This window comes from Cupriavidus sp. HY129, assembly GCF_059492215.1.
Genome location: NZ_CP083254.1, coordinates 1,696,247 through 1,722,495, shown reverse-complemented (window position 1 = coordinate 1,722,495; position 26,249 = coordinate 1,696,247). Strand labels below are relative to the sequence as shown.

Below are 26,249 nucleotides of genomic sequence, written 5' to 3'. Positions count from 1 at the left end.
AGCCGCTACTTCATCGCTCGTTCCAGGCCGAGCCGGTTGATGTGCTGTGCTTGCACCTCGGCCGCGATCGCCAGCGCGTGCCCCAGGCGCTTGTTGTCCGCGATCGCGCGCTGGTCTGACTCCGGGAATCGGTCATAGGTCGTGTAGGGCAGGGGAGCACCGCCCACCCACAATTCGACATGGACTTCGGGATGCTCGGCCACCTTGACCTCCTGCAGGACCACCACTTTGGCGTACTGCGTGCGGCGTCAGGTTCTGCGAGACCTTGCGCCATTCGCGCCAGCTGAAGATCCGCGCCAGATCCTCGTCGCCGCGCGACGAGATAACCAGAATCGTGCGCCTAGACCCCAACTGACCTGTATGTCAATCACAATGTCTGACGACAATGGATGGATCTGCCGTTAAGCCGGCAGCGTGGTCTCAGGCGCGCGGTGGAAGTGTGTCTTTGAAGAGGGTGAACGCATCCTGCATGAGCTTATTGAAGCGACTGGCGTCACGTCGCAGCCCTGCCTGCTGACCACCGATTAAGCACAGGTGAGCCGCCTGGCCGATTAGTTCTGCATGGCTAGGCGAGCGAACCCATCGACGGCACATTCTGACCGCGAAAGCCAGTCGCGTTGCGTCAACGCGTTGCTGAAACTCGGCCACCAACGGATCGTGCAGCGCCCACGCTCGGATGGCAACTTCCCGGCCCGGCTGTTTCTCAGCGGCAATGCTCAAATAGCGCATCAAGGTTTCGCGGGCGGTGCGTCCCTGCGCTGCATAGGCAAGCATCCGCTCTGTGTAGTCCTCTTCCCACTTGGCCAGCAACGTACGCACGAAGTCTTCGCGATTGCGAAAGTGGTGATAGAACGAACCACGGGTTACGTTCAACCGACGAGCCAGGATTTCGGCCGAGACGCCGGCGTGTCCTTCTTGGTCCAGGGACTCAAGGCCAGCCGAGACCCAGTGGTCGCGAGTCAGTTTGCTCATATGTCTGCGCCATACAGGCTGTGTATGGTGCGATCTGGGTTGATACGCTGCGAACATTAGCATAGACCGCCGCTGCATTTTGCACAGCAGCGCTTCGCCGGGAGTTCACCTTGAAAGAAATCGCACTGGTCACGTTCGACCAATTCACCGATATCGACCTCTTCCTAATGTGGGACATCTTGGGCCGCAACACCAAGGACTGGAACGTGCGCATCCTGGCGTCTAGTTCTATCGTGCGATCGGCGAACGGACTGTCGATTTCGGCACATGGCTCTCTCTCTGAGGCCAATCACGCCGATACAGTGTTGTTTACCAGCGGCAAGCAGGGCATACCTGCAGCGCTTGCTCATCCGGATTTCCTACCATCCTTCCAACTCGATCCCACACGACAGTTCATTGGCTCCATCTGTGCAGGCGCCTTCATCCTTGAACGACTTGGACTGCTTCCTGGTGGTCGCGCGACAACGCACCCGGATGCGCGCGGAGGCTTTCAAGCTCTAGGGCTCGATTTAGTGGACCAGCCCCTGGTATGCCAGGGAAGCGTCGCGACGGCTGGAGGCTGCCTTGCTGCGCTCTATCTGGTGGGGTGGCTGGTGGAATCCCTGTTCGATATCGAGAAGCGACGCGCCACACTGCTGCCGGTGCTGCCGGCTGGACAGCAGGAACTTTACGAAGCACTGATTGGGCTCAGTATCCGGCAAGGCGTTGGCCAGATGGCCCAGAGGTGAATTGCGCCTGATGGCGTGAAGCCAATCGCCCGTGTCTGACTTTTAGGTTGGCGAAACCAAGGAGAGATGAGATGGCCATGTCTGACATCGAAGCCCGCCCGTTATTCGGGTGGTGGAAGATTCTATCTTTTCAGGTCGAGCTGGAGGATACAGGTGAGCGCGCGGACACATACGGTGTCGACCCACTCGGCCATATCGTCATCGAGCGCGACAGGATGATGTCGATACTCACATCCAGAGAGCGCCTGAGTAACGATCCGGCGGCCCTTTTCGAGACAATGATTGCTTATTCTGGTTTGTGTCGTGTCGAGGATGAGGACAGACTCATCATCAAGGTCGACACGGCTTGGCATCCAGCCTGGATTGGCACCGAGCAGGTTCGGTTCTTCAAAGTAGATCGCGGCGTCCTGGCAATGACAACTGCGTGGCAGATCCATCCATCGTTCCCGGGGCGATTGGCTCGCGGTGTGCTGATGGCACAGAGAAACAATGTTTAGCGCAGGCTCGCGCTAAACCCAAACCATGAAGAGATTGGTTGATGATCGATGCCCATAAAGCCTATGCGATACCCATGCCACCCGACAGCGTCCTGGCGCCGCTTTATAGGGGCGCGGACCTGCTGGATGCGTATGCGGTCCAGTTGCCGGCGGGGGCCAGCGACGATCTCGAAGTGTTGGCGCGCGCTGGATTCGAGCGGCAGGCGTGGTGGATTCGTGCGCTGACGCGGGTACGGGACACGATAATGGCGACAGTAGGCGTCAAATCGTCTCGTGCGGTCGGTATTGCTGCGGCGGCGCAAGGGCCGGTGATCGGTTTCTTTCCACTGCGGTCGAAGAGTGCGGGGGAACTGGTGATGGGCGAGGACGATCGTCATCTCGACTTCCGGCTCGCGATCCAGCTGCGCGTGGGTGCGGCAGGCGGCAGGGAGCTCGTCCTGGTGACCGTAGTGCATTGCCATAACTTGCTGGGACGGACATATCTCGCGGCAATCACACCGTTCCACCGTGTCATCGCGCGGGCTAGTCTGGAACAGGCCGCAAGCCGTGCTGTCTGAACTGGTCGGCGCTTGCCGACGATCCGGCACCAACAAGGTTAATGGACTACGCTGCATGTCAGTGGGAAAGACTCAATGTGTGGCGATGGGTTGAACTGAACCGTCCCCCCTTGAGTGTGCGAAGCCAAACTGGAATTGGAACCGCTGCCGCTTCACGTGCAGCGGCGGGTTGTGCGGCCGCGGCGGTTCGCCCAGCAGCTTCCGTGAACGGCCGGCCTGGTGACGGTCGTCGCGCAGCGCCCGCACCTGGGTCGCGATGTCCAGCACGTTGCCCAGCCGCCTGTTCTACACGATTGCGCCTTGATTGATCGCCGAGAGCCGGTGGTAGGTGGTGTAGGGCAGGGGGCGCCATCGGCCCACAACTCGACGTGTCCGTCCGGGTAGTCGGCCACCTCAATTTGGCGGTGAATCAGGCGCCGGTGTTCGGGCCGGTCCTCTAGCAGGTACTTCACCTTGTCGTACTGCAGCGTGAGACTCGCCGAAACCTTGCGCCACACGCGCCAGTTGAAGATCTGCTCCAGGTCCTCGTCGCTGCGCAGCGGCCGGTGGCATCGAAGTCACTGCGCTGCTCCTTGGCAAAGCGCGTTGAGGTCCGCAGTGAATAGCGGGCCGCGAATGCGCGACGCCAGGCCGGGAGGCAACTGCCGGTGACCGAGTTGCCCCCATTTGCGAGAAACAAGACCCTACGGGCGGTCCTGCCGGTAGCGCTGCGCCAGTCGCTCAACCTTGCGCCGGTAAGGTTGAGCGAGCCTGAGGGGCGCCAACGGGCGGCCAACCGCTTGCCGGTACTTGGGGGAGGACATGGCGGTGGGCTGAAGCGCATTGGATCGCGCGGTCCGTGCGCGAACCCGCTTCCCAAGGGGTGGGGCGCGCGCGCAATGTGGAGCAAGAGGGGGAGATTCATTCCTATGGCGGGAGGGCCGTCCGCGAAGGCGCCTTGCAATGGCAAGGCAGGCAGTCGCGAGACGATCTTCCCGCATGCCCCTGGTTGTTGCCGGGGCGTGCGTATGCGGACGATGGATTACGGCGCCGGGACCGTGAACATGCGGATCAGGGCGTTATTGGTGTCCGCCACGAAGATGTTCCCGCGGACATCAACCGCCACGCCGAAGGGCTGAGCCAGCAAGGCCGGAACCTTATAGGCCCAATCGTAGAAGGAGGGCTGAACAAGTGTTGTGACGACGCCGGCAGGCGTCACCTTGCGAACCGCGTTGCTGCCGGCATCTACCGCATAGACGTTCCCTGCAGCATCCGTTGCGATGCGAAGCAGGCTGGTGAACGAGGCAGCCGCACCCGTGCCGTCGGCGGAGCCGCGTGTTGTGGAGCCAGCCAGCGTTGTGACAACGTTCGCGGGCGAGATCTTGCGAATCCTGGCGTTGCCCAGATCGGACACGTAGATGTTGCCGGCAGCGTCCACCGCAATACCCGCGGGGCGATTGAATGCGGCAGCCTGGGCCGGACCGTCGGCAAAGCCTGCGGTGCCGGTGCCCGCCAGCGTGGTGACGACGCCGGTGGGTGTAACCATGCGGACCAGGTGATTGTAGGTATCGGCAACAAAGACGTTGCCGGCAACGTCCACGACGATGTCGGACGGATAGTAGAAGGATGCGGCGCTTCCCGTCCCGTCGGCGGAGCCGCTCGATCCCGAGCCTGCCAGCGTCGAGACGACGCCTGCGGAGGTGATCTTGCGAATCAGGTGATTGTAGGTATCGGCCACGTAGACATTGCCGGCGCCGTCGACGGCAACGCCTGAAGGCAGATTGAACGACGCTGCTGTGCCGGTGCCATCTGTCGAACCGGCAACTCCCGATCCGGCCAGCGTCGTGACCGCACCATAGGGCGATATCTTGCGGATGCGATGGTTGCCGTAGTCGGCCACATACACGTTGCCGGTACCATCGACCGCGACGTCAATCGGATGAAAGAACGCGGCGGCTGCGCCGCCAGCCGTGGAGCCCGCGAACGTCCAGCCTTCCAAGCAGAGCACGCTCGCCGTCACGGTGCTGGTGGTGACGGTGCCGCCGCCGTTGTCGACCGAGCAGGAGTTCCAGTGAGGCTGTGCTTTCACCGTCACGGCATAGTTCGCGCCGCTTGCCACCGGTGTCTTGAAGTTGAACGTGCCATCGGCGGCCACCGGCATGTCGTCGGCGCCGTTGTTTTGCAGGACCAGACCGCTGCCGCTCAGGCCGTTCAGGTCCAGCCCTTTCACCGTAGCCCCCATCGGATAGCTGCTGATCGAGCAGAGCACGGTGACGCTGCTGACTGCAGCACTCCCCATGGTGGCACTGCCGTTGTTAACCGTACAGGTCTGAGGCGGTGCGCTCGGCTGGGTTTTCACGGTCACCGCGTAAGCCGCTCCGCTGGCCACCGGCGTTGCGAATGCGAACGCGCCATTGGCCGCCACGGCGATATCGTCGCCCCCGTTGTTCTGCAGGACCAGGCCGGTGCCAGTCAGGCCGTTGGCCGTGCCACCCACCGCATACGTTGCAGGGGATGGCGTGGTGGCTGTGGTTGCAGGCTGGGAAGCATTGCCAGAGTCGCCGCGGTTGCAACCGGCAAGGCCGGCGCTCGCGAGGAAGACGACCACGGCACAAAGGACACTGGCGGGCCGGTGAGAAATAATCGGGAACATGAGATTCCGGGGTTAGGGCGGCCCGGAGAACTCCGGGCGCTGTCTCTGGTCGGAGCGGCCTGAGCGTGGCCGTTCCTGCTCCGCCGGTCGCGCACAGGCGTTCCTGCGACCGGTTACGTCCAGCGGATTCTACGAATCGGAAAGATTCAGGTACATACGACGAATGCCGTATTCTTGGGGCGGCGGAGACGTAGACTGTACTAAATGTGTCACCGTTGCGACAGTAAATCTGTCAACTCGCCGGGGGATTTCGGTCAGTTCTGCGCCAGCCCTTGCTGGACAAGCGTTCTCAGGTTGGGACTTAGATTTGTCACAAGCAGCTCCTGCCGGTGGGCCAGGTTCCTGCCGGGCTCCGGCCAGCATCAGAGACCGGTCATGAGGCGTCGTCCAATCGCTACTTTGCTAGGCCGTTCAGATGTCCGTTGTAATACCGCAGAGCGGCCGTTCGGCGGCCACGCTCTTCAGAGCGCGTCAGATACACTACTTGAAGTAGCGTCAACACCTATCTGGCATCGATAGCCTGAATTCGCACGCGCTCTTGCTCCATGCAAGCCCGAAAGTCACGATCAAATCAGGCTGTGAGGTACGACATTTCAATCTAGCCCAGGGGGGGTGCGGATGAATTCTTGGACTGAGTTAAGTTGCGATTCCAAGGTGGCGCCGGTATTCGACCGGACTCATGCCGCGCAGCGACAATTTGATGCGCCGCTCGTTGTACCACTGGATGTAAGAGTTTAGCTCGTGCATGAATCCTTCTACCGTCGTGCCAGCCCAGTTGCGACAGTAGTACATCTCATTTTTCAGGCGACCGAAGAAGCCTTCGCAGGCTGCGTTGTCAGGTGAGCAGCCCTTTCGCGACATGGAACGGATGAGACCAGCCGCCTTGATGCGCTGCAGCCATCCCGGCCAACGATAGTGCGAGCCCCTATCACTGTGTACTACGGGGCTGTCGCCATCGGTGAGCGTGGTGATGGCGCCGTCGAGCATGCTATTGACCAATTGTGCGTCAGGCCTCGTGCCGATAGACCAACTTACAACCTTGCCGTCAAAGCAATCGATCATGGGCGATAGATACACCTTGCCAGCTGGAAGCTGGAATTCGGTGATGTCTGTCAGCCATTTTTGATTTGGCGCCTGCGAATGGAAATCCCTAGCAATCAGGTTCTCGGGGGCAGCGCCAATCTCCCCGCTGTAGGAACTGTACCGACGACGAGGCCGACGGACAGTAAGCTGCTCCTCCGCCATCAATTTGCGCACGACCTTTTCGGAGATCCGAATATCTCGCTGACGCAGCATCGCGTGGATACGACGGTACCCATAGCAGCGATGGTTGCTGTCAAAGATCTCGACCATGGCCTTACGTACATCGCCGTACTTATCGCGCAGCCTCAAGCCTGTCTTGTGATAGAAGTAGCTACTGCGCGCAAGCCCGACGACGCGAAGAAGCTCAGGCAACGGATACGTAGCTTTCAAGGCATCAACCACCTGTGTCTTCTCCCTGTTTGTCAGGGTCAGGGAGTTGATGCCTTGGTCTTTTTTTATTAGATCGCCCGCCTGCGCCAGGATGTCGCGCTCAAGTTGCAGCTGGCGTACCTGCTGTTCGAGCTGCGCGATTCTTTCCAGCAACGCTGCATGCTCGTCTTCAGGCGAGGCCAATTTACGTTTGCGCATAGATCGATATGCCTCGTCTCCGAGCAGTTGATCTTTCCACTTGTACAGCATCGGTCGGCTTACTCCAACCTTTTTCGCTACTTCCTCCGCTGAGCCCCGGCGGGCGCAAAGGTCAGTGACTGCCTGACGTCTCTGCTCGGACGCAAACGGCGCACTGGTGTTTGTGCTCGTGACCATGCGACGCGAGCCAGGGCGCAGCTCCTCAATCCAGCGGGCCAGCATTTCGGTGCTGGGATACCCGAGGGCTCTGCGGGTACCAACTAGAGAGCAGCCATGACCGAAGTAGTGATCCACCGCCACGCTTTTTTGCTCCAGCGTGTATCGATGCCTTGGACGGCGGTGCTCGGGCAGGTCCCCCAGTGCCTGGTAAAGGTTGACCCACCGCTTCAGGTTCTTACCCGACGGATAGCCCAGCTCACGAACGACCGTTGCCGTCTTTCCTCCATACTTTAAATACAGCTTGACCGCCCTGATGCGATCCTCGTACGAATACATGAACTACCTCCAAGTAGTCCAAGAATTCATCCGCACCCCCAGGTACGACATTACAACTTAGTCCTTACATGAACCATGTCAATAATCTGTCTTATGTTAAATGCTATAGGCGCCTGAAATCACGCTCACGATCGGTCGTCCATAGCTGAAATCTTCAAGACGCCGCCGCTCTGGTCTGTCAGCATCCTGTTGCATAAAGTACAGCAACGATAGCGACCTACAGCATGGAGACGCCAATGGAATTCAGCATACCTCCCGTATCGAGCCTTACGGAAATTGAAGCGCTGGAGCGCTCCAGCGTCGCGGTTCAGGCATGGAACGCGGCGATCGGTGGCACGGTTTACGGCGCGATTCGCGCTAGCGCCCAGCGGCATGGCGATGCGCCGGCGCTGACCTACATCGATTCGGCGGATGGGCCGGCCCGGACAGTGAGCTATCGGGAGCTTTTGGACAACATTACGGCGGCAGCGCGGTTCTTTTCGGAACTGGCTGGCCCGGGCTGTGGCGTGGCCTATATCCTGCCGTCCTTCGTCGAAACGCACTATGTGCTCTGGGGCGCCGAAGCTTGCGGTTTCGCGGTGCCGCTCAACCCCTTCCTTCAGCCTGACGAGATCGTCGATCTTGTCCGTAATTCGGCTGCCGATGTTCTCGTGTTTCCGAAGGGCGAGATCCCTGGCATTGCGGAGCGCGTCGCGGCGATCCGGGCGAATCTTCCGGATGTTCATCTTGTGGCAGTCGGGCCGGGCTCTGCTCCAGACTTTGCCATCGATTTCAATGCGGTCCTGGCGGACAGTGTCGCGCATGGCGGCGCAACGTGGGAGCCCTCGGGCGACAGCGACGCGGTTGTCGCGTATTTCCACACCGGAGGGACGACCGGGCTGCCCAAGCTTGTCGCGCATACCAGCAAGAATCAACTTGCCGCCGCGCTGGGGGCTGCAAGCCTGCTTGGCATACGCAAGGATGACCGGGTGACCAACGGCATGCCACTGTTCCATGTTGGCGGGACGATCGTGAGTACCTTGTCGGTCCTGCTGTCGGGTGGTCATATCATCATGCTCTCGGCCCAAGGATTCCGGAATCCCGCCATGGTAATGGGGATCTGGAAGATCATTGAGCGGTTCGGCATCACGATTTTCGGCGCTGTGCCGACGGCTCTCGGCGCCCTGCTCAACGTCCCGGTCGATGCCAATATTTCATCGATTCGATACGGCCTGACTGGGGCGGCATCGTGTCCATTCAGCGTGACAAAGCGCTTTGCCGAGGTAGTTGGCGTCGAACTTCACGAGCTGCTTGGCATGACGGAAACTGGTGGTGCGACGGCGGCGGATGCGGCAGGCCAGCGCCCGACAGTGGGTTCCGTGGGCTATCGGCTCCCGTTCACGAGGCTGCGTGTGCGACGCCAGGACGCCGAGCAAGGTCTGGGGGACGATTGCGACCCGCATGAGGTTGGTGTCCTGTTTGTCGAGGGGCCGCATGTTTCGCGCGGCTATCGCGATCCGAGCCAGAATGCCGGAGTCTTTATCGAGGGTGGGCTGAACACCGGAGACCTCGCCTACTTCGACGATGCGGGCAAGCTTTTCATCGCCGGACGCGCAAAGGACCTCATCATCCGCAGCGGCCACAACATCGATCCGGGAATGATCGAACAGGCGATGATGACGCACCCTACCGTCGCCCTCGCAGCGGCCGTTTCTCTGCCGGACAAGTACGCGGGCGAATTGCCGGTCGTATTTGTCGTGGCAAAGCCTGGCGTCGACATCAATCTCGAAGAACTCGATGCCTTTGTCAAAGAGCGGATTGCGGAGCGGCCGGCCTGGCCGAAAGCGATCCACGTGCTGGACCAGTTGCCCACTACGGCCGTCGGCAAGCTGTTCAAGCCTGCCTTGCGGGTCAAGGCCGCCGAGCTACTGCTGCGACCGGCGCTGGAGACAATTGCGTCCAGCGCGCTGAGAGCGGTCGAAGTGAGCGCGGGCGGAAAGCGCGGTCTGCATGTCGATGTGCGACTAGTGGCGCCAGATGCCGAGATCGAACAAGCCGTGAAGGTCCATCTGGAGGGCTATACATTCACCTGGGCGCTGCATCGCGAGTGATTCCTGGTATTCCCCCGCCCTGCTGCCCCACCTCAGGCACGGTGTGCTTCGGCCGGCCGATGGATATGGCTCAGGCTTTTTACCGTGATCGGTGAGAAACCCAGGTAGCTGACGAAGGTTCGTGTCATGTGCGCGGCGTCCGAGAAGCCGCAATCCTGCGCCAGCGTGCTCAGGCTGCCAGGAGATTGCAGCCTGGCGCATGCGTGTCGGTACTTCCGCCAGAGGGTATAGGTCCGAAGCGGTACGCCGACCTCCTCCACGAAAAGATGGGACAGGCGGCTCACCGAAAGGTCCATCGCTGTGGCCAGCTTGCTCGCGAGATGCGGCTCAGTCCATAGCGATTCGAATTCCGCGAGCAGGTCCTCGCGGCGCGAAGCCGATTTCTCCCGCAAATGGGGGGAGAAATCCGGTGCCGAAGACAACAGTGCTTCGATGAGCCGGTCGTCCGGCTGGCGAGGCACGGTGCCAAGCAGTTCTTCGCGCAGTGGATCGCGGCAGGCCCGCAGCGGTCCGTCTGGAAGCGCAAGGAACTCCTTGTCTCCCAATGCCTTGCGTGTCGACAGGAAAAGCGGATGCCCAGGATCGAGACTGAGGCTCAGAAGCTGGCAGTTCAAGGCCTGGATGGCGCGCGGCGCAAGCTCTCGCACGATGAAAGCCCGCGCTTTGGGCGCCGGCACATCGTTGATTGAAATGGAGAATGGCGTGTCATCCAGCGAGAGCAGCACGCTGATTGCCGGGCGCCTCACAGCCCCGGACACAAGATCCTGCGTCGTGATCGCGATACTGCGCTCGAACATTGTGATCCGAGCGCTTGGACAGTACGGCGCGGCGGCCGTGTTTCCTGTTCGATCCAAGCCTGAGAATCCATGCTTCATGCCATGGCGATCCATCAAGGCTCCGAATACGTCGGGATGAACGGGTAGTAATCGACCGTCCCCTGTCTGGCTTGCATGAACGTGGCTTCCGGGATTTCCGCCCAGGCGCCAGGCAGATCCACCAGAGGCTCGGACAGGATCAGCACGGCGTCGTCGCCCACTGCGGCAATACGTGGATTCTCCGGATATAGCTCACGTAGGTGTCGAAACGAATTGCTATGGAACAGCGAGCGCGAGTCCCCTTCGCTGGAATACCGCACCGCCACGATCTGATCGCCGTCGGTCGCGCAAATGGTCATGTTCACGGGAAACTCGACGCCATGGCGCCGCCCCACATGTTCCACCAGTCCCACCGTCCTTTCCATTGCTTCGCGTGGGTCCTGCTCCAGCCCGAAAGTCAGCGCCAGATAGAACATGACCTCCGAGTCCGTGGAGCCTTCGATCCAGCGAAACAGTTCGGGCGCGATCGAAAGCATCAGTTCGCGCCGGACCTCCGGGTACTGGCGGATCAGCCCGTTGTGGGCAAATAGCCATTTACCGTAGCGGAACGGATGACAGTTGGTTTCCTGGGCCGGGGTGTCGGTTGCCGCGCGGATGTGCGCGACGAACTTCGCAGCCCGGATGGCGCGCGCCGCCTCGCGCAGGTTGATGTCGTTCCAGGCCGGGTGGATGCAACGGTACCGGAACGGTTCCTCGGAATGCTTGGCATACCACCCCATGCCGAAGCCGTCGCCGTTGGTCGTGGTGTGGCCCAGCCGCGAATGCAGGCTTTGATCGATCAACGAGTGCTGGGCCCGGAACAGCACCGTTTCCAGTTGGATGGGATTGCCTGAGTAAGCCAGCCAGCGGCACATGATGCGTCTCCTTGCAGTCTCATCAGGATAGGCGACGCGCGCCAATCTGTAACAGGCACTATCAAAATGCTTCTGGCGTCGTTGGGCGGCCTTGGTCCGTCCACTCGTACTGTCTGCGTCACCCTGGCCAGAAAGAGCCGCCTCGCCTCATTCCGATAGCGCCACCAGGCCCATGCAGGCCCATGCAGGCCCATGCAGGCCCATGCAGGCACATCTGGCAGGATGGGAGGAACCGCCCTAGCCTTCCTGGTCGGTCGGATTGACGATAAGCGCAGGCACCGTGGACTGCGTCGCGATCTTCGATACCACAGAGCCGATGATCGAGGACCGGAGCGCGCCAATGCCCTTGGCGCCCACAATGATCAGGTCCACGGCGTTCTCGGTGGAGAACCGAAGGATCTCCTCCGATGCGTTGCCGCGCAGCCAGTGCTCGTGCAATTCGCTCACTCGCCCTTCCAGCAGACCTCTGGCCGATTCGAACACCACACGTGCTTCTTCACGATTCTCGGTTTCAAAGTCAACGGCGCTGAATCCGGTGCGTCCGAGTATCGGCGACACGTGCACCACATGCACGATCAGGGGCTGGGCCAGGCATGTCGTCGATGCGAGCCATGTTGCCGCATGTCGGCTGTAGGTGGACCCATCCATCGCCAGTACGATCGCTGTCATTCAAAGCTCCTTATCGTTCTCGAGTGTCGCAGCGCAAGTGTAATGCCAAGCGCTGAACTTGCCGCGTTGTAAGCGACTTGAAATGCAGGCCTTACACATTCTTACAGCACGCAGGGCTCAACTTGTCTAACTTTGAAACGCTCCTGCGCTGCATCGCATCAATCAAGTGATGTTGTGTCCTGAGTTTCTCTGGCGCTTGCGCCTCACTCTATCTACACGTGCCCACAATCATATCGGCAATCTGGGCGCGTGAATTCATCGGGTCGGCAGTATCGATCCAGAAGCCTGTTCCGGCGGCGTTGTGACGGCCCGGGGCAACGGCGCATAACAAACAATCTGGGGGACGAAGCACTGCGCACTGCGCGGGTGGGGATTCGCTCGCGTGGCGGCAGCTTGTTGCCTGTTGCTGACCGCGATAGCTCTGGCTATCTCGGGTGGCCCACCTTTTATCCGGAGGCGGCATGGATAAGAAAGTTGACCAGAAGGACTCGGTACCCGCACGGGTCAAACCGTCTCAACACCCATCGCACCACGACTCGCTGATGCAACGGCGCGCGGGCGTGCCAGGCCTGCCGCTGTGGCGGGTGGTGCCTCGGTTGGCCAGCTATGGGATGGTCGTGTTCATCATCTGGGTGGTCCTGTCGGTGATGTTCCCGTACATCTTCACGCGATCGTCCGAGCGCGCGATCGTAAATAGTCCTGTCACCCTCGTAACCACGCCGGTGGAAGGTGTGGTTACCAAGCAAGTCGTGACGGTAGGCGGCAGCTTCAATGCGGGAGATCCACTGATGGCGTTGCAGAACCCGAATATGGACCGCGCGCTGCTGGTGGAACTGACCGGGAAGCAACTCGATAACCAGAAGCGCCTGGAGGCCGCGAAGGTGAAGCTCGAGGCGGACCAGACGCGCATGGCGTCGACGGGTGGCGATATCAAGCGCTACGCGGCCTCGGCGGATCGCGAGCACGCCTCGCGCGTGCGTGGCATCGAGGCCCGGCTGGCGGTAGCGAAGCAGCAGATCGACGCGCAGGAGGACGTGGTCAATCGCAATCAGGCTATGCAATGGGCGGGCGCGGTCAGCCAGGCCTATACCGATGCGTCCCGGAACCAGCTGACCGTGCTGGCCGGTTCGCGCGATGCCATCCAGGCGGAACTCGACAGCGCGCGCAACAGCAGCGAAGCAGCGCGCAGCAAGGTGTTCAGTTCGAGCGCGGACGGCGCGCTGGGCGCGCTGTCGCAGAAGCAGGATGAGCTGAAGGCCGAGATCACGCAGACGCAGGCCGAGATCACGCAACTGGAACAGTACGGCGCCGAGGTCGACAAGCTCGTGACGGCGGAACAGCAACGCCTCGAACGGGTCTCCAACCTCGATATCAAGGCGTACGCGAGTGGCATCGTCGAGGATGTGCTGACGCCACCGGGCACACGGGTTGCCGCCGGCGCCACGCTGATGCGCACCACCAACTGCAGCCAGCCCAACGTCGTGGCCGTGTTCCCGCGCAGCCTCAGCAAAGATCTGCTGCCAGGCGCGAAGCTGACCGTGCTGGTCGATGGTGTTCCCACGCCGCAGCCGGGCACCGTTGCAGAGATCATGCCGCGTGCCCCGGAAGGCGATCAGGCGCGCTACTTCGTTCCCTTCCCGCCAATCGAGAAAAACGAGATTTACCTGATCGCGAAGCTCAACAAGCCGCTCCCTGATCTGCGCAACCGCGGCAGTGGCAGTGGCAGTACCGATCGGTGCGCGCTTGGCCATTGGGCCAAGGTCAGCCTCGATCGCCCGTGGTTCACCCGCCTGATCTGACCAGAGCCGATCCGGTTTGATCGAGCAGGCGCGAAGCCACTCACTCAACGCCCGCAGGAAGGAGACAACCGTGCAGCGTCATACGTCAAAGGGGTTGGCAGCCGGGGGCATCCGGCTGGCTACTTGCCTCGCCACATCATGCATCTTGGCCACATCGCCCACCTTTGCGGCATCGTCAGCCGACGCCCGCTCGCAACTGCGCGATAGCGGTTGCCAGACGCTGGCGCAGCGCGTGGCGGCCATTCCGGGCTCAGGCCCGATATGGCTGGCCAGCTACGAGCCGGCGCCCGGTGGCGAGCCGTTGCCGGCGCCGCTGCGTCAATCGGCTTTCGTCTATGACAACGCGCTGGCCGGTATCGCACTGATCGCCTGCGGCCAGCGCGATGCGGCACGGCGAATCGCCGATGGCGTGCTGGCGGGGATGAGCCGCGACCGCCACTACCATGACGGCCGCCTGCGCAATGCCTACCGGGCGGGTGCGATACCTAACGGGCCTGTGCCATTGCCAGGCTGGTGGGACGACGCCAGCAAGCGCTGGTTCGAGGACCGCTACCAGGTGGGCACCGCCACCGGCAATGTCGTCTGGGCCGCCCTGCTTCTGCTGGCTACATATGAGGCCACGCGCGCGCCCGCCTATCTCGACGGCGCCAAGGCGCTGATGGGATGGGTCGACAAGGACACTTTCAACGCGGACCGTCCCGCCGCGTACATCGGCGGGTACTTCGGACACGAGCCGAATCCCGAGCGCCAGGGGTGGAAGTCCACCGAGCACAACGTCGATGCCTATGCCGCGTTCCGCTGGCTGGCCAGATACAGCAATGATCCGCGCTGGAACACGGGCGCGGAGCGGGCGCGGCACTTCGTCGAGAGCATGTGGCAGTCGCGCGAGGGGCGTTTCGCGATCGGCACCCGCGATGACGGCCGGACGCTGAACGGTGGGCCCTCGGCGCTCGATGCATCGCTGTGGCCGTTGATTGCCATCCCGGATGCCGCCGGCACCTGGCAGCGCTCGCTGGACTGGGCACGCACCCGGCATGCCGTCAATGGCGGATTCGGCTTCAAGGCCGATCCCGATGGCGTCTGGACGGAAGGCACCGGCCAGGCCGCGCTGGTGCTGCTGGCCACCAACCATGCCGATGTCGCGGGTCCGCTCTGGCCGCTGTTGTTGTCGCAGCGCGCGCCGGACGGAATGCTCTTCGCCACGCCCGAGAAACGGATTCAAACGGGGCTGTCGATCGGCCCCGATTCGAAGACCGAGGACTTTTACTACTTCCACCTGCCCCACCTTGGCGCCACGGCCTGGGCCGTACTGGCCGCCACGGGCTGGAATCCGTTCCAGCCGGGAGGATGCCGGGCGAACTGCGCAGCCACGACGGCGTCCGTCGGTGGCCCGGGCAATGGGCCCGCCAACGCACCCAACGAGTGACGATAGGAGTAACGATGTTTGCCGAGTATCTCGATGGCCGTATGCTCATGCAGATCAATGCCGGCGCATTCCTGATCGCCCTGCTCTGCCTGCGCGGCGACCGGCAACGCACCCTGGATCGCTGGCTTTTCGGCGCCGCGGCCGGCGTGCTGCTGCTGGTCTATTACGTATGGCGGTTCACCGACACCTTGCCGGAATGGCGCATGGACTTCCCGAGCGTGTGGGCGCATGCGTTCTTCGGCTTCGAGAGCCTGACCATCGCGTACACGCTGATCTCGATCGTCATCATGACCCGCACGTCCGATCACAGCGCCGAGGCTGACGCCGGCGAGGCCGCGTTGCGACGCGGGCGGGAAGCGCCGCCGGTGGACATTTTTATCGCCACGTACAACGAAGGCCTCGACGTGCTCGAGAAGACCATCGTTGCCGCGCTGGACATCGACTATCCGAACTTCCGCGTCTGGGTGCTCGATGACACCCGTCGCGACTGGCTGCGCGAGTTTTGCGATCAGGTCGGGGTACGCTACGTGACCCGGCCAGATAACTCCCACGCCAAGGCCGGTAACCTGAACAACGGCCTGCGGCACAGCGCGGAACTCGATGGCGGCGCGCCATTCATCATGGTGCTCGACGCCGATTTCGCACCCAACCGGAACATCCTCCTACGCATCGTCGGGCTGTTCGACGATCCACAGGTCGGCGTGGTGCAGACGCCCCAGTTCTACTACAACGCCGACCCGATCCAATACAATCTTCGCTCCACGGAGTGCTGGGTGGACGAGCAGCGCGCATTCTTCGATGTCATGCAGCCGTCGAAGGACGCCTGGGGTACCGCGTTCTGCATCGGCACATCGTTTGTCGTACGCCGCGAGGCGCTGGACCGGATCGGTGGCTTCCCGATCGGCACCGTGACGGAAGATATTCACCTGACCTACAAGCTGATGCCGCATGGCTATATCACGCGCTGGCTCAATGAGCGCCTGAGCGTGGGCCTGTCGGCGGAGGGCCTGCCTGAATACATCAGCCAGCGCAGTCGCTGGGGACTGGGCACGATCCAGGTGGCGCTCACCGCCGACGGGCCGCTGCGCGGACCCGGCTATACGTTGCGCGAACGCCTGCACTATGTGCACGGGCTGCTGCACTGGTTGAGCCGCCCGTTCACGCTGATGCTGCTGGCCGGGCCGCTGCTGTACTGGTATTTCAATGTGCCGACGCTGTACGGCGAGCCAATGCAGTTCCTCGCGTTCGGCGTGCCGGCGCTACTGCTCTACTGGGCCTACAGCATCTGGATCACAGGCGCGCGGGCGATGCCGATCTTTACCGAGGTCACGCAGATCGTGGCAGCCATGGCGGTTTCCGCAACACTGGTCAGTGCCATCTTCAAGCCGTTCGGCAGGCCGTTCAAGGTCACGAACAAGGGGCTGGACCGGTCAAAGCTGGTCGTCCACGGCAAGTTCGCCGCGTTCTATGGCGCGCTGTTCGTTCTGGCCGCCATGGGCCTTGGGCGCGCCGTGGCCGCCGACGGCACGGCCAGCGGTGTGGTCTTCAACATCGGTTGGACCGTGATCTCGATGATCCTGTACCTGGCCTCGTTGCTGGTCTGTTTCGAACTGCCCCGGCCGCGCAAGGAAGAGCGCTTTCCACACCGCGAGCGTGCCCGCCTTTGCATTTACGGCAGCGACGGCTTGCCACGTGAATTCGATGGCGTCACGCAGGACATGTCGTGCAACGGCATCGGCCTGATCAGCGATGCCGCTGGTCGGGTGGAAGCTGGCGCCACGGGAGCGGTCTGGCTCTCCGAACTGGGCTGGGTGACCTGCCGCGTGGCGCGCACGCAGGGCCATCTGTTAGGCATCGAACTGTTTCCGGACATGGCGGGACGCCATCGGCTGATCCGGATGCTGTTCGGCGAACCGGCTCACAACATCGCGCACCGCGGCCGCCCGCGTGTGGCCATCGTGCAATTGCTGCGTCGCGCATTTACCGGATGAACCATGAAAAGAAAGCCAACCTCCCTGATTCGCCCGCCGCGCTGGACCCCTGCCCTCCTCGTGCCGCTGGCGCTTGCTGCCTGCTCGCTGGAACCCACCTACCAGCGCCCGGAGTCGCCGGTACCGCAGGCCTACCCGACTGGCCCTGCCTATGAAAGCGCCAACACGGGGCCCACGGGCCAGGCGCAGCCGGAACAGGCCACGCCCGCCGCGAGCCTTGGCTGGGAGGACTTCTTTACCGACCCACGCTTGCGCACGCTGATCGGGCTGGCGTTGGCGAACAACCGTGACCTGCGTATCGCGACGCTTTCGATCGATCAGGCGCGCGCGCAGTACCGGATCCAGCGTGCCGCGCAGTTTCCAGCGATCAACGCCAATGCAGGCTTTGCCAGTACCCGGCTGAACAACGATCTGCGCGCGCCCGGACAAGACGCCGTGATCAATTCATGGACCGCGGGCGTAGGCTTCAGTGCATTCGAGCTCGATGTGTTCGGGCGGGTGCGCAGCCTCAAGCACGAGGCGCTGGAGCAATATCTGGCGATCGAAGAGGTGCGGCGCAGCGCGCAGATCAGTCTGGTGGCGGAAGTGGCCAGCGCTTACCTGACATGGCAGGCCGACCAGGAACTGCTCAGGCTGTCGAAAGAAACGCTCAAGGTCCAGCAGGATGCCGCACTGATGATCAGCCGCAGCAAGAGCGCCGGCGGCATGGCGGAGATCGAGATGCATCGCGGGCAGACCCAGGTGCAGACCGCGCAGGTGGATGTGGAGCAGTTCACGCGACAGGTGGCGCAGGACGAGAATGCGCTGGCGCTGTTGATCGGCGGCCAGCTACCGGCGGATCTGCCGCCCCCGCAACCGTTTGCGAATAGTTCGTATGTGGCAGAGTTGCCCGCCGGGGTGCCATCGACACTGATGGAGCAACGGCCGGACATCATGGCGGCCGAGCACCAGCTCAAGGGGGCCAATGCCAACATTGGCGCGGCGCGGGCGGCCTTCTTCCCGCAGATTTCGCTGACGGCCACCGTGGGCGTGGCCAGCACGGCGCTCGCCTCGCTGTTCACGGGCGGCATGGCCTGGGCGTTCGCGCCGCAGATCACCCTGCCGATCTTTAACGCCGGGGCCAACCAGGCACGACTCGATATCGCCACGGTGCAGAAGGACATCAACGTGGCGGCTTACGAGAAAACGATTCAGGGTGCGTTCCGGGAAGTTGCCGACGGCCTGGCCGCGCGCGGCACCTACGACCGGCAGACCGTGGCGCAGGAAGCGCTGACAAAGGAAGTTTCCGAAACCAAGCGGCTGGCGGAAATCCGCTTCAAGAACGGGGTGGATGACTACTTCCCCGTGTTCGATGCGCAGCGGCAACTCTACGACGCGCAGAAGAAGATGGTGACGATCGAACTGGCCAGACTCACCAGCCGCGCAGGCCTTTACAAGGCGCTGGGCGGCGGGTGGTCGCAGCAGACGGTGGCCAGCCTAGATCATCCGGCGAAGTAGCCGGTCCTTCAGGACAAACTGGTGCCACAAGGCGGCTGCGGCGTGCAGGCCGACGAAGATGTACACGAACGTGGCGCCAGTTTCGTGAATTTCCTTCGCGAGCTTTGAGTACGGCTCGTTGATCGCAAGCGGCAGCGCCAGCTGGAGGCCGTAGACCGGAATGGTCTTGCCCTTCCACGCCACCGCCAACATGCCGAGTACCGGCATGGCCAGCATCAGCACATACAGCACGACATGCATGGCGCTTGCCGCGCGGTCCATCCATCGTGGGTCCCCGGCCGGCGGCGGAGGAACCGGTTGGCTCACTCGCACCAGCAGACGCAACAGCATCAACACCAATATCGTGATGCCCGCGGACTCATGAATCGCCATCATCGCGGCCCGCTCGGTGCTGCCCTTCGGGAACACGTCGCGAAATTCCACCGCCGCAACCGCGACCACGGCGCCCAGGAACACCAGCCAGTGCAACGCGCGCATGGCCAATGAGTATTTGGGCTGGAAGGTCAGGGAGAGGGTATGTGGGGATGTCAAATGCATTTTTGTCCTCTTTTGCTCCAACATAACAATTCTGCGCGTCATGTCTGTCCGGAATCAATCCTCAATACCGCTCCCAGCTTGTGACAGGTCAACGGCAAAGCGTTGACTTCTGCAATGAAGCAAGCGTCACAGCACATCTTCCGTGCATCCTCTCGTTTTCCCCGACTGTCCCAAGATGCAAAAACGTTGTCCCGAATGATCAAACCGTGGGCTGCCAATCCTAGATACTTCGCCGGTCACGACCCGATGCTGTCATCACGATGTCACGGGTCATATAGGAGGCAGACATGCACGGATACCGTTCCACCCTTGCGCCAATGGCAGGCGCGCCTGCCAAGGCCAGGCTGTCGCGATACTACCCGTGGCTGGTCTTCGCACTGAGCTTTGGGTTGCTCCTCTCGGACTACATGTCCCGGCAGGTCTTGAATGCGCTGTTCCCGATGCTCAAGCTCGAGTGGGGACTTAGCGACACCGAATTGGGCGCCCTGGGCGGCGTCGTTGCGTTGATGGTGGGGGTGCTGACCTTCCCGCTGTCGATCCTGGCGGACCGTTGGGGCCGCGTGCGCAGCCTGACGCTGATGGCGGCGCTTTGGAGCCTGGCCACGCTCGGTTGCGCGCTGGCCAACTCCTTCGGCGAGATGTTCATCGCACGGCTTTGCGTTGGTATTGGCGAGGCCGCCTACGGCAGCGTCGGCATCGCCGTGGTGGTCTCGGTATTCCCCCGGCACCTGCGTGCCAGCCTCAGCGCGGCCTTCATCGCCGGTGGCGCTTTCGGCTCGGTGTTGGGCATGGGGCTGGGCGGTGTGATTTCCGCCCACTTCGGATGGCGCGTTGCTTTCGCCGGCATGGCGATCTTCGGCCTGATCCTGGTGGCCCTGTACCGCCTGCTGATTACGGAAAAGGGCCTGCTGGCCCGCCGCCAGGAACTTGGCGAGGACGTCTCCGCCAGCCAGAAGCAGGCCAAGCTGGAGCTTCGCCCGCTGGTCTCCGCGCTGTTCTCCACCCGCTCGATTCTCTGCGCCTATGTGGGCAGCGCGCTGCAATTGTTCGTCATGGCTTCGATGCTGGCCTGGCTGCCGAGCTACTTCGGCCGCTACTACGGCATGAGCGGCGCACAAGCCGGCCTGACTGCCGCCGCTTTCGTGCTGATTGGTGGCGCCGGCATGATCATGTGCGGGGCCTTTACCGACTGGATTTCCCGCCATATCCCGACCCGCAAGTGGATCGTGGCCATCGCCTACAGCGTGCTGTGCTGCGTGCTGCTGGGCGCAGCCTTCCAGTTGCCGCCGGGCACGGCCCAGCTCGTGCTGATCGGCGCCGGGATGCTGCTGGCAGGCGGCACGGCCGGCCCCGCCAGCGCCGCGGTGGCCAACCTGACCTCGCCGGCGATTCATGGCTCCGCGTTTGCCACGCTCACGCTGGTCAACAACCTGCTTGGGCTCGCGCCGGGTCCGTTCTTCACCGGCCTGATCGCCGATCACATCGGTCTGCGCGGCGCGCTGCAGTTCCTGCCGCTGGTTGGCTTGCTGGCCGCCGTCTGCTTCGTTATCGGGCGTCGCACCTACAGCGCGGACGTACACCGCCTGGAGCGTATGCGTGCCGCCGCCGGCAATAGCTGACCCCAACACCACTTACCGATTTTCGCAATGGACTTTCTGGCTGACACCACCGTACTGTTCGTTCCCGGCTTGCGCGACCACGTGCCCGAGCATTGGCAGACACTGCTTCAGGCGCAGATTCCCAACTCCCGATCGGTACAGCCGCTCGAGCATGACAAGCTGAGCCGCGCGGCACGTGTGGCCGCGCTGGACGAAGCCCTGGCCGAGATCGATGGCCCCGTGGTCCTCGTCGCGCATAGCGCCGGCGTGATGATCACCGTCCACTGGGCGGCCCAGCATCACCGCAAGATCCGCGCCGCGCTGCTCGCCGCGCCGGCCGACCTCGAGAACCCGATGCCCGCCGGCTACCCCACACACGCCACGCTCGACGAGCACGGCTGGCTGCCGATTCCGCGTCGCCCCCTGCCCTTCCCCAGCATCGTTGGCGCCAGCCGCAACGATCCGCTGGCGCGCTTCGATCGCGTGGAGCAGATGGCACGCGACTGGGGCAGCGAACTGGTTGATCTCGGCGAGGTCGGCCATCTGAATCCCGCCGCGGGCTACGGCGAATGGCCGTACGCGATGACGCTCGTGGAGCGCCTGATGCGTCGCGCCTGACCGTGCCCGAGGCGTACCGTTTTTTGTTTTGTCCAGTGAAGTAACCGCAGTAACCATTTCCGACGGGAACCCCCCAAATAGCAATCGAGAAAAAAGAGAGGAGATTGACCTATGAAGCTCAAGGGCATGGCCTTGGCCGCACTGCTCGCCTGTACCGGCAGCGCTTACGCGCAGTCTGCCGTTACGCTCTACGGCGTGCTCGACACCAGCCTGGAATTCGCTAACCATGTGGCGCCGTACTCGGCTGCGGGCTTTACCGCGAACCCGGGTGCCGGCAACAACGTGTTCCGCGTGAACTCCGGCGGCCTGTCTGGTTCGCGTTGGGGTCTTCGTGGCACCGAGGATCTCGGCGGCGGCCTGAAGAGCATCTTCGTGCTGGAAAGCGGCATTTCCGTCGATAACGGCACGATGCAGCAGAGCAACCGTCTGTTCGGTCGTCAGGCCTTCGTCGGTATTTCGCACAACACCTACGGTCAGATCACGCTGGGTCGCCAGTACACCTCGCTGTTCGTGGCGATGGCCAACTTCATGCCGACGGCGTATGCCACGCAGTATGAACCGGCGGCATTCATGGCCGGCAACAACTTCCGTGAAGACAACACCATTGCCTACACGGGCGTGTTCGGTCCGGTGACCGCGTTGGCCCACTTCTCGTTCGGTGCTGGTGTGCCGAACCTGGCGATCCAGGGTGGTGCAAGCGCCTTCGGTGGCAACGGTGAAGTCCCGGGCGCATTCCGCCGCGACAGCGCCTTCGGCGGCGCATTCACGTACTCGGCTGGCCCGTTCGGCGCAGCGATTGCCTATGACCAGTGGAACCCGTCGGTCAACAACGCCGCCGGCGTCTACCAGGGCACCACTGCCACGCTGAAGAAGGCTTCGGTGGCCGGCAGCTACGCCATCGGCCAGGTCGCCAAGATCATGGCTGGCTACCGTTGGGGCAAGGTCGATAACAACGGTACCGGCGCCCAGCTTCAGCGCGACGACTACTACTGGATCGGCGCGAACTACCAGGTGACGCCTGCTGTGGGCCTGACGCTGGAGTATGACTACGACAACCTCAAGCGCGACTACTTCAACAACACCCACGCGCCGAATCCGTGGCAGATCGCCTTCGTGGCGGACTACAGCTTCTCGAAGCGCACCGACGTGTACCTGAGCGCCGCATACGCCAAGAATGCCGGCTTGACGCTGGACGCCGCGAACACGAACCAGCTGGCCACGACCGGCGCCACCGGCAACAGCTACATTCTCGGCACCGGCCAGAGCAGCATGGTGGGTGTGAGCCTGGGCCTTCGCCACAAGTTCTGACGCGATACCGTTTGGTTGTACTGGCGTGAGTCGGCCAGGCGAGTTTTACCCGTTCCCCTCGCCTGGTCCGATTCGAAATTCGCCCTTGGCCGCACGGGCCTCCGTCCGTGTGGCCGCTTTTTGCTGGGCGATCAGTTTTCCTCGACCTGTTCGCCCATTCGCGTTGTGCGCCACTTCGAAACGCTGCAGCCGAACTGGTTGCCAAACCAGCGCGAGAACGCGCTCAGCGACGAAAAGCCGAGCAGCGTTGCAACTTCGGACAGCGGGCGTGAGCGGTTCTCGATGTAGCTCGTGGCCAGCCCTGCGCGTGCCTCGTTCAGGATCTGCGAATAAGTGGTGCCATCCTGCGCCAGTCGGCGGTGGATGGTGCGCCGGTCCACGCCAAGGTGCTGAGCCACCCGGTCGATCGAACACATGCCGCTTGGCAGCAATGCGTAGACGAGCTTGCGCACCTTGTCCGCCATGGTGGTATTCGATTGCGCCAGCAGCGTGCCCAGGTAGCGTTTGACCTGCTGCGCCATCACCGGGTCATAGGACGGCAGCGGCGCTTCCAGATCGGAGGCCACGCAGACGATTCCGTCGAAATCCTGATTGAACAGCGCGGGCATCCCGAACACGCGCAGGTATGTGGTCTGGCTTTCGGGCGGCGCGTGCGAAAAGCAGATGCTGCGCGGGCGCCACGCGGGCCCGAGAAACATGCTGAGCATCCGGAACATCACCCCGGCGGCCAGTTGAGTGGCCTGCCGCATCGAGCCTGCGGGTTGGTCGCTGAGGATCTGCAGGCGGATCACCACCAGGCCATCCATCTCCTCCACGCGCATTGCCAGGGACTCGTTCTGCAGGCCCATGTAGCGCACCATCGACTCCAGCGCGCGGCGCAGCGTGGGTTCTTCGCGGACCACGAAGGCAAGTGGCCCCAGGTTCGAGAACTGCCTCAGTTCCGCTAGTCGCAGCCCGAAATCCTCCGCGTGCCCGTCGCGCGCCGACGCTTCGAGCAAACGCGCCACCGATGCTGCGGGGATGCGGATATCCGGGTCCAGCAGCACATCCCGGTTGATCTTCGCGGCGCGCAGCATCTGGTGCGGATCGAGCCCTACGGCGCGCGCAACTTCCATGTAATTGGTCAGGCTGGCACTGCGAAGAAAGTAGGACATCGTGTTTTCCCTGAGTGTCCCGAAATGTAAATCGTGTGTCCCTGGTCGTCAAATATTTCAATGCCATTCGCCGATACTTCCGCCACCGAAACACGCATTCGAACAACAGGAGACACAGCATGCAGTTCCTCGATGACTCCCTGCACCCTGAGAACATGGACAAGGTTGTTATCACGGTGGCGCCGTATGGCCCCGAGTGGATGCCGGAAGACTTCCCGGAAGACATCCCGGTGACGATGGAGGAACAGATCCAGAAGGCCGTCGACTGCTACAACGCTGGCGCCACGGTGCTGAACTTGCACGTGCGCGGACTCGACGGCAAGGGCTCCAAGCGCCTGTCGAAGTTCAACGAACGGATCGCCGGTGTCCGCGCCGCCGTGCCGCTGCGCAAGGCCGCCTGAGACGTACCATGCCCGCCGCGAATCCCTGTATCAACATCTGTCGCATGGACCTGGCAGGCAAGTACTGCCAGGGTTGCCGTAGAACCACGGTCGAGATCGGTCTTTGGGAGAGCATGACCGAAGTCCAGCGCATCGAGGTGCTGGCCGACCTTCCCCTGCGCGCTCTGGGCAGGGGTGCATCACAGCAGCCGACATCGGGTCGATCCTGACCCGCGCCGCACTCGCTGCGGCGCACGTTTCACTGTTTCTCGCCGGACCTGCCATACGTTCGACATCTGTTCGACACTTTCCAGTCAGCCCAAAGCAGGCAGGTCCGGTCTTTTTCCCTTCCCTCTTTTCTCGTCTTTCCTCTTCTTTCCTCTTCTCGATTGTCGTTCGGTCCCCCGGTCGGATTACCCGTCCGTCATACCGCGTGCGTGACATGCGCGACATCCGCGTCGTCATACTCCCGAGAAATATCCTTGTTCGTATAGTCGCGCAGCTTCACGGCCGCGAACACGCTGAGCGCTGCGCACACCAGCACATACACCGCAATGGCATACCCGGTGTGATAGTGGGCGAACAGCGCCGTGGCAATCAGTGGGGCCGGGCCGCCCGCGATCACGGAGGCTAGCTGATAGCCCATCGAGGCGCCGCTATAGCGCAGGCGTCCTGTAAACGTCTCCGCGATCAATGCCGCCTGAGGGCCATACATCATCGCGTGCGGGACAAGCGACAGCACGATGGCGATGAACACCCACATCGGGTTGCGAGTGTCGACCATCGCGAAATACAGGAAGCCGAACACGCCGACTGCGATCGCGCCCGCGATGTACATGCGGCGCCGGCCCAGCACGTCGGACAGATGTCCAAAGTACGGAATGGTGAAGAACTCGAGCACCGATGCCGCGAGCACAGCCAGCAGGAGCAGATCCCGCGACATGCCCAGCGTCATCACGCCATAGGTGAACACGAAGGCCGTGAAGATGTAGAACGGCGCCTGTTCGGCCATGCGGACCAGGGCGGACAACAGGATGTCCTTCGGCTGGCGCCGGATGACTTCCAGCATCGGCGTTTTCTCGATCCGATGCTCGGCCAGCAACCGCGCGAAGACCGGTGTCTCCAGAATGTTCAGCCGGATGTAGAGCCCGATGCCGACCAGCACGATGCTCAGGAGGAACGGCACGCGCCAGCCCCAGGTCGCGAACTGATCGCCGGCCAGCCAGCTCATGCCCAATACCGCCAGGTTGGCCAGGAACAGTCCCGCTGGCACCCCGAACTGCGGCCATGACGCGACCAGGCCGCGGTGCGAGTTGGAGCGTGCCCATTCCATCGACATCAACACCGATCCGCCCCACTCCCCACCCACACCAATCCCCTGGATGAAGCGCAGGACCGTCAGCGCCACGGCGCCCCAGATCCCGATTTGCGCATAGGACGGCACGAAGGCCACTGCGAACGTTGCCAGCCCCATCAGCAGCAAGGTGGCCACCAGTGTGGCCTTGCGGCCGATGCGGTCACCGTAGTGCCCGAAGATGGCCGCGCCGATCGGGCGCGCGACAAAGCCGACCGCGTAGATCAAGAACGCCTGCAGCGTGCCAACGAGTGGATCGGATTCCGGAAAGTACAGCTTGGCGAACACCAGGCCGGTTACCGTGCTGTAGAGAAAAAAGTCGTACCACTCGATCGTGGTACCCACGGTGCTTGCGATAACGGCGCGACGCAACTGCCGCCGTGCCTCTGCTTCGGGTAGGGGCGCTGCCCCCGGCTGCATGGGATCCATGACGTGTCCCCTGTCTGCATATACCGGTATAGACAGTAACGAATCTGTTACGGTTCCGACGGGTGAGGCAGCCGCCTCGCAGGGGGTGATGGTGTCGCGCTTCAGTCTCGAATGCGAT

22 protein-coding genes and 1 pseudogene are annotated in these 26,249 nt (G+C 62.5%); 13 read left to right on the top strand and 10 right to left on the bottom strand.

Features of this window, described 5'->3' with window-relative positions; all coding sequences use genetic code 11:
- Nucleotides 1–5 precede the first annotated feature (5 nt).
- Nucleotides 6–227 (bottom strand): hypothetical protein, encoded by a 222-nt coding sequence (locus K6G35_RS07850; RefSeq protein ID WP_008651357.1) that lies wholly within the window; start codon nucleotides 225–227, stop codon nucleotides 6–8.
- Nucleotides 228–420: 193 nt separating this feature from the next.
- Entirely contained in the window at nucleotides 421–972 is a 552-nt protein-coding gene (locus K6G35_RS07845) for a TetR/AcrR family transcriptional regulator (protein ID WP_008651358.1), read from the bottom strand.
- Nucleotides 973–1,082: 110 nt separating this feature from the next.
- On the opposite strand from K6G35_RS07845, the gene K6G35_RS07840 reads away from it, so the two are divergent.
- From K6G35_RS07840 to K6G35_RS07830, 3 genes are all read left to right on the top strand, one after another.
- Nucleotides 1,083–1,700 carry a DJ-1/PfpI family protein gene (locus K6G35_RS07840; RefSeq protein ID WP_495676307.1) on the top strand — a complete coding sequence of 206 codons (618 nt, stop codon included), beginning with the start codon at nucleotides 1,083–1,085 and terminating at the stop codon, nucleotides 1,698–1,700.
- A 77-nt stretch (nucleotides 1,701–1,777) separates the two neighbouring features.
- On the top strand, nucleotides 1,778–2,197 hold the full coding sequence (locus tag K6G35_RS07835; RefSeq protein WP_187192362.1) for a lipocalin-like domain-containing protein: 420 nt from the start codon (nucleotides 1,778–1,780) through the stop codon (nucleotides 2,195–2,197).
- A 41-nt stretch (nucleotides 2,198–2,238) separates the two neighbouring features.
- Nucleotides 2,239–2,754 (top strand): DUF2867 domain-containing protein, encoded by a 516-nt coding sequence (locus K6G35_RS07830; protein ID WP_286880620.1) that lies wholly within the window; start codon nucleotides 2,239–2,241, stop codon nucleotides 2,752–2,754.
- Nucleotides 2,755–3,775: 1,021 nt separating this feature from the next.
- Here the strand turns inward: K6G35_RS07830 and K6G35_RS07825 are convergent.
- Together K6G35_RS07825 and K6G35_RS07820 are read right to left on the bottom strand one after the other, a co-directional pair.
- Complete coding sequence (locus K6G35_RS07825) at nucleotides 3,776–5,386, bottom strand: NHL repeat-containing protein (protein ID WP_495676306.1); 1,611 nt, start codon at nucleotides 5,384–5,386, stop codon at nucleotides 3,776–3,778.
- Between the two features lie 636 nt (nucleotides 5,387–6,022).
- The gene (locus K6G35_RS07820; RefSeq protein WP_058698951.1) at nucleotides 6,023–7,552 is read right to left on the bottom strand and encodes an IS3 family transposase; all 1,530 of its coding nucleotides are present in this window, start codon (nucleotides 7,550–7,552) and stop codon (nucleotides 6,023–6,025) included.
- A 224-nt stretch (nucleotides 7,553–7,776) separates the two neighbouring features.
- Here K6G35_RS07820 and K6G35_RS07815 point away from each other — a divergent pair, with 224 nt between their 5' ends.
- On the top strand, nucleotides 7,777–9,642 hold the full coding sequence (locus K6G35_RS07815) for an AMP-binding protein (RefSeq protein WP_286962681.1): 1,866 nt from the start codon (nucleotides 7,777–7,779) through the stop codon (nucleotides 9,640–9,642).
- A 32-nt stretch (nucleotides 9,643–9,674) separates the two neighbouring features.
- Here the strand turns inward: K6G35_RS07815 and K6G35_RS07810 are convergent, their stop codons facing one another.
- The 3 genes from K6G35_RS07810 to K6G35_RS07800 all read right to left on the bottom strand — a co-directional run bounded on the left by K6G35_RS07810 (nucleotide 9,675) and on the right by K6G35_RS07800 (nucleotide 12,040).
- Complete coding sequence (locus K6G35_RS07810) at nucleotides 9,675–10,532, bottom strand: helix-turn-helix domain-containing protein (protein WP_008644764.1); 858 nt, start codon at nucleotides 10,530–10,532, stop codon at nucleotides 9,675–9,677.
- Nucleotides 10,532–11,371 carry a class II glutamine amidotransferase gene (locus K6G35_RS07805; protein WP_008644763.1) on the bottom strand — a complete coding sequence of 280 codons (840 nt, stop codon included), beginning with the start codon at nucleotides 11,369–11,371 and terminating at the stop codon, nucleotides 10,532–10,534. Before K6G35_RS07805 ends, K6G35_RS07810 begins: the two co-directional genes overlap by 1 nt.
- Before the next feature lie 237 nt (nucleotides 11,372–11,608).
- Nucleotides 11,609–12,040 (bottom strand): universal stress protein, encoded by a 432-nt coding sequence (locus tag K6G35_RS07800; protein WP_186425398.1) that lies wholly within the window; start codon nucleotides 12,038–12,040, stop codon nucleotides 11,609–11,611.
- Between the two features lie 461 nt (nucleotides 12,041–12,501).
- Between K6G35_RS07800 and K6G35_RS07795 the strand changes: the two genes are divergently transcribed.
- The 4 genes from K6G35_RS07795 to K6G35_RS07780 all read left to right on the top strand — a co-directional run bounded on the left by K6G35_RS07795 (nucleotide 12,502) and on the right by K6G35_RS07780 (nucleotide 18,753).
- Entirely contained in the window at nucleotides 12,502–13,839 is a 1,338-nt protein-coding gene (locus K6G35_RS07795; RefSeq protein ID WP_035882219.1) for an HlyD family secretion protein, read from the top strand.
- A 142-nt stretch (nucleotides 13,840–13,981) separates the two neighbouring features.
- A complete protein-coding gene (locus K6G35_RS07790; protein ID WP_495676335.1) occupies nucleotides 13,982–15,265 on the top strand; it encodes a hypothetical protein in 1,284 nt (427 codons plus the stop codon).
- Nucleotides 15,266–15,279: 14 nt separating this feature from the next.
- Nucleotides 15,280–17,256 (top strand): glycosyltransferase, encoded by a 1,977-nt coding sequence (locus K6G35_RS07785; protein ID WP_495676305.1) that lies wholly within the window; start codon nucleotides 15,280–15,282, stop codon nucleotides 17,254–17,256.
- A gap of 3 nt (nucleotides 17,257–17,259) precedes the next feature.
- On the top strand, nucleotides 17,260–18,753 hold the full coding sequence (locus K6G35_RS07780) for an efflux transporter outer membrane subunit (RefSeq protein WP_495676304.1): 1,494 nt from the start codon (nucleotides 17,260–17,262) through the stop codon (nucleotides 18,751–18,753).
- Here the strand turns inward: K6G35_RS07780 and K6G35_RS07775 are convergent.
- A complete protein-coding gene (locus tag K6G35_RS07775; protein WP_008644753.1) occupies nucleotides 18,733–19,230 on the bottom strand; it encodes a cytochrome b in 498 nt (165 codons plus the stop codon). The two genes, K6G35_RS07780 and K6G35_RS07775, sit on opposite strands and share 21 nt — an antisense overlap.
- A 347-nt stretch (nucleotides 19,231–19,577) precedes the next feature.
- On the opposite strand from K6G35_RS07775, the gene K6G35_RS07770 reads away from it, so the two are divergent.
- The 3 genes from K6G35_RS07770 to K6G35_RS07760 all read left to right on the top strand — a co-directional run bounded on the left by K6G35_RS07770 (nucleotide 19,578) and on the right by K6G35_RS07760 (nucleotide 22,814).
- Nucleotides 19,578–20,909, top strand: a complete 1,332-nt coding sequence (locus tag K6G35_RS07770) for an MFS transporter (protein ID WP_040010979.1) — start codon at nucleotides 19,578–19,580, stop codon at nucleotides 20,907–20,909.
- A 27-nt stretch (nucleotides 20,910–20,936) separates the two neighbouring features.
- Entirely contained in the window at nucleotides 20,937–21,506 is a 570-nt protein-coding gene (locus tag K6G35_RS07765) for an RBBP9/YdeN family alpha/beta hydrolase (protein ID WP_008644746.1), read from the top strand.
- Between the two features lie 111 nt (nucleotides 21,507–21,617).
- The gene (locus K6G35_RS07760; protein ID WP_008644745.1) at nucleotides 21,618–22,814 is read left to right on the top strand and encodes a porin; all 1,197 of its coding nucleotides are present in this window, start codon (nucleotides 21,618–21,620) and stop codon (nucleotides 22,812–22,814) included.
- Between the two features lie 131 nt (nucleotides 22,815–22,945).
- Here K6G35_RS07760 and K6G35_RS07755 read toward each other — a convergent pair whose 3' ends face one another.
- On the bottom strand, nucleotides 22,946–23,968 hold the full coding sequence (locus K6G35_RS07755) for an AraC family transcriptional regulator (RefSeq protein WP_008644744.1): 1,023 nt from the start codon (nucleotides 23,966–23,968) through the stop codon (nucleotides 22,946–22,948).
- 119 nt (nucleotides 23,969–24,087) lie between these two features.
- Here K6G35_RS07755 and K6G35_RS07750 point away from each other — a divergent pair.
- Nucleotides 24,088–24,351, top strand: a pseudogene (locus tag K6G35_RS07750) (3-keto-5-aminohexanoate cleavage protein); the annotation flags it as partial.
- A gap of 26 nt (nucleotides 24,352–24,377) precedes the next feature.
- Nucleotides 24,378–24,578 (top strand): DUF1289 domain-containing protein, encoded by a 201-nt coding sequence (locus tag K6G35_RS07745; protein WP_008644741.1) that lies wholly within the window; start codon nucleotides 24,378–24,380, stop codon nucleotides 24,576–24,578.
- A 194-nt stretch (nucleotides 24,579–24,772) separates the two neighbouring features.
- On the opposite strand, the gene K6G35_RS07740 is transcribed toward K6G35_RS07745, so the two are convergent.
- The gene (locus tag K6G35_RS07740) at nucleotides 24,773–26,131 is read right to left on the bottom strand and encodes an MFS transporter (RefSeq protein ID WP_008644739.1); all 1,359 of its coding nucleotides are present in this window, start codon (nucleotides 26,129–26,131) and stop codon (nucleotides 24,773–24,775) included.
- Nucleotides 26,132–26,249: the final 118 nt, after the last annotated feature.

Excerpts from the sequence above, each read along its gene's own strand:
- K6G35_RS07845 (WP_008651358.1), bottom strand. The coding sequence starts at position 972 with ATGAGCAAACTGACTCGCGACCACTGGGTCTCGGCTGGCCTTGAGTCC.
- K6G35_RS07835 (WP_187192362.1), top strand. The coding sequence starts at position 1,778 with ATGTCTGACATCGAAGCCCGCCCGTTATTCGGGTGGTGGAAGATTCTA.
- K6G35_RS07830 (WP_286880620.1), top strand. The coding sequence starts at position 2,239 with ATGATCGATGCCCATAAAGCCTATGCGATACCCATGCCACCCGACAGC.
- K6G35_RS07825 (WP_495676306.1), bottom strand. The coding sequence starts at position 5,386 with ATGTTCCCGATTATTTCTCACCGGCCCGCCAGTGTCCTTTGTGCCGTG.
- K6G35_RS07820 (WP_058698951.1), bottom strand. The coding sequence starts at position 7,552 with ATGTATTCGTACGAGGATCGCATCAGGGCGGTCAAGCTGTATTTAAAG.
- K6G35_RS07815 (WP_286962681.1), top strand. The coding sequence starts at position 7,777 with ATGGAGACGCCAATGGAATTCAGCATACCTCCCGTATCGAGCCTTACG.
- K6G35_RS07810 (WP_008644764.1), bottom strand. The coding sequence starts at position 10,532 with ATGGATCGCCATGGCATGAAGCATGGATTCTCAGGCTTGGATCGAACA.
- K6G35_RS07805 (WP_008644763.1), bottom strand. The coding sequence starts at position 11,371 with ATGTGCCGCTGGCTGGCTTACTCAGGCAATCCCATCCAACTGGAAACG.
- K6G35_RS07800 (WP_186425398.1), bottom strand. The coding sequence starts at position 12,040 with ATGACAGCGATCGTACTGGCGATGGATGGGTCCACCTACAGCCGACAT.
- K6G35_RS07795 (WP_035882219.1), top strand. The coding sequence starts at position 12,502 with ATGGATAAGAAAGTTGACCAGAAGGACTCGGTACCCGCACGGGTCAAA.
- K6G35_RS07785 (WP_495676305.1), top strand. The coding sequence starts at position 15,280 with ATGTTTGCCGAGTATCTCGATGGCCGTATGCTCATGCAGATCAATGCC.
- K6G35_RS07780 (WP_495676304.1), top strand. The coding sequence starts at position 17,260 with ATGAAAAGAAAGCCAACCTCCCTGATTCGCCCGCCGCGCTGGACCCCT.
- K6G35_RS07775 (WP_008644753.1), bottom strand. The coding sequence starts at position 19,230 with ATGCGCGCGTTGCACTGGCTGGTGTTCCTGGGCGCCGTGGTCGCGGTT.
- K6G35_RS07770 (WP_040010979.1), top strand. The coding sequence starts at position 19,578 with ATGCACGGATACCGTTCCACCCTTGCGCCAATGGCAGGCGCGCCTGCC.
- K6G35_RS07765 (WP_008644746.1), top strand. The coding sequence starts at position 20,937 with ATGGACTTTCTGGCTGACACCACCGTACTGTTCGTTCCCGGCTTGCGC.
- K6G35_RS07760 (WP_008644745.1), top strand. The coding sequence starts at position 21,618 with ATGAAGCTCAAGGGCATGGCCTTGGCCGCACTGCTCGCCTGTACCGGC.
- K6G35_RS07755 (WP_008644744.1), bottom strand. The coding sequence starts at position 23,968 with ATGTCCTACTTTCTTCGCAGTGCCAGCCTGACCAATTACATGGAAGTT.
- K6G35_RS07745 (WP_008644741.1), top strand. The coding sequence starts at position 24,378 with ATGCCCGCCGCGAATCCCTGTATCAACATCTGTCGCATGGACCTGGCA.
- K6G35_RS07740 (WP_008644739.1), bottom strand. The coding sequence starts at position 26,131 with ATGGATCCCATGCAGCCGGGGGCAGCGCCCCTACCCGAAGCAGAGGCA.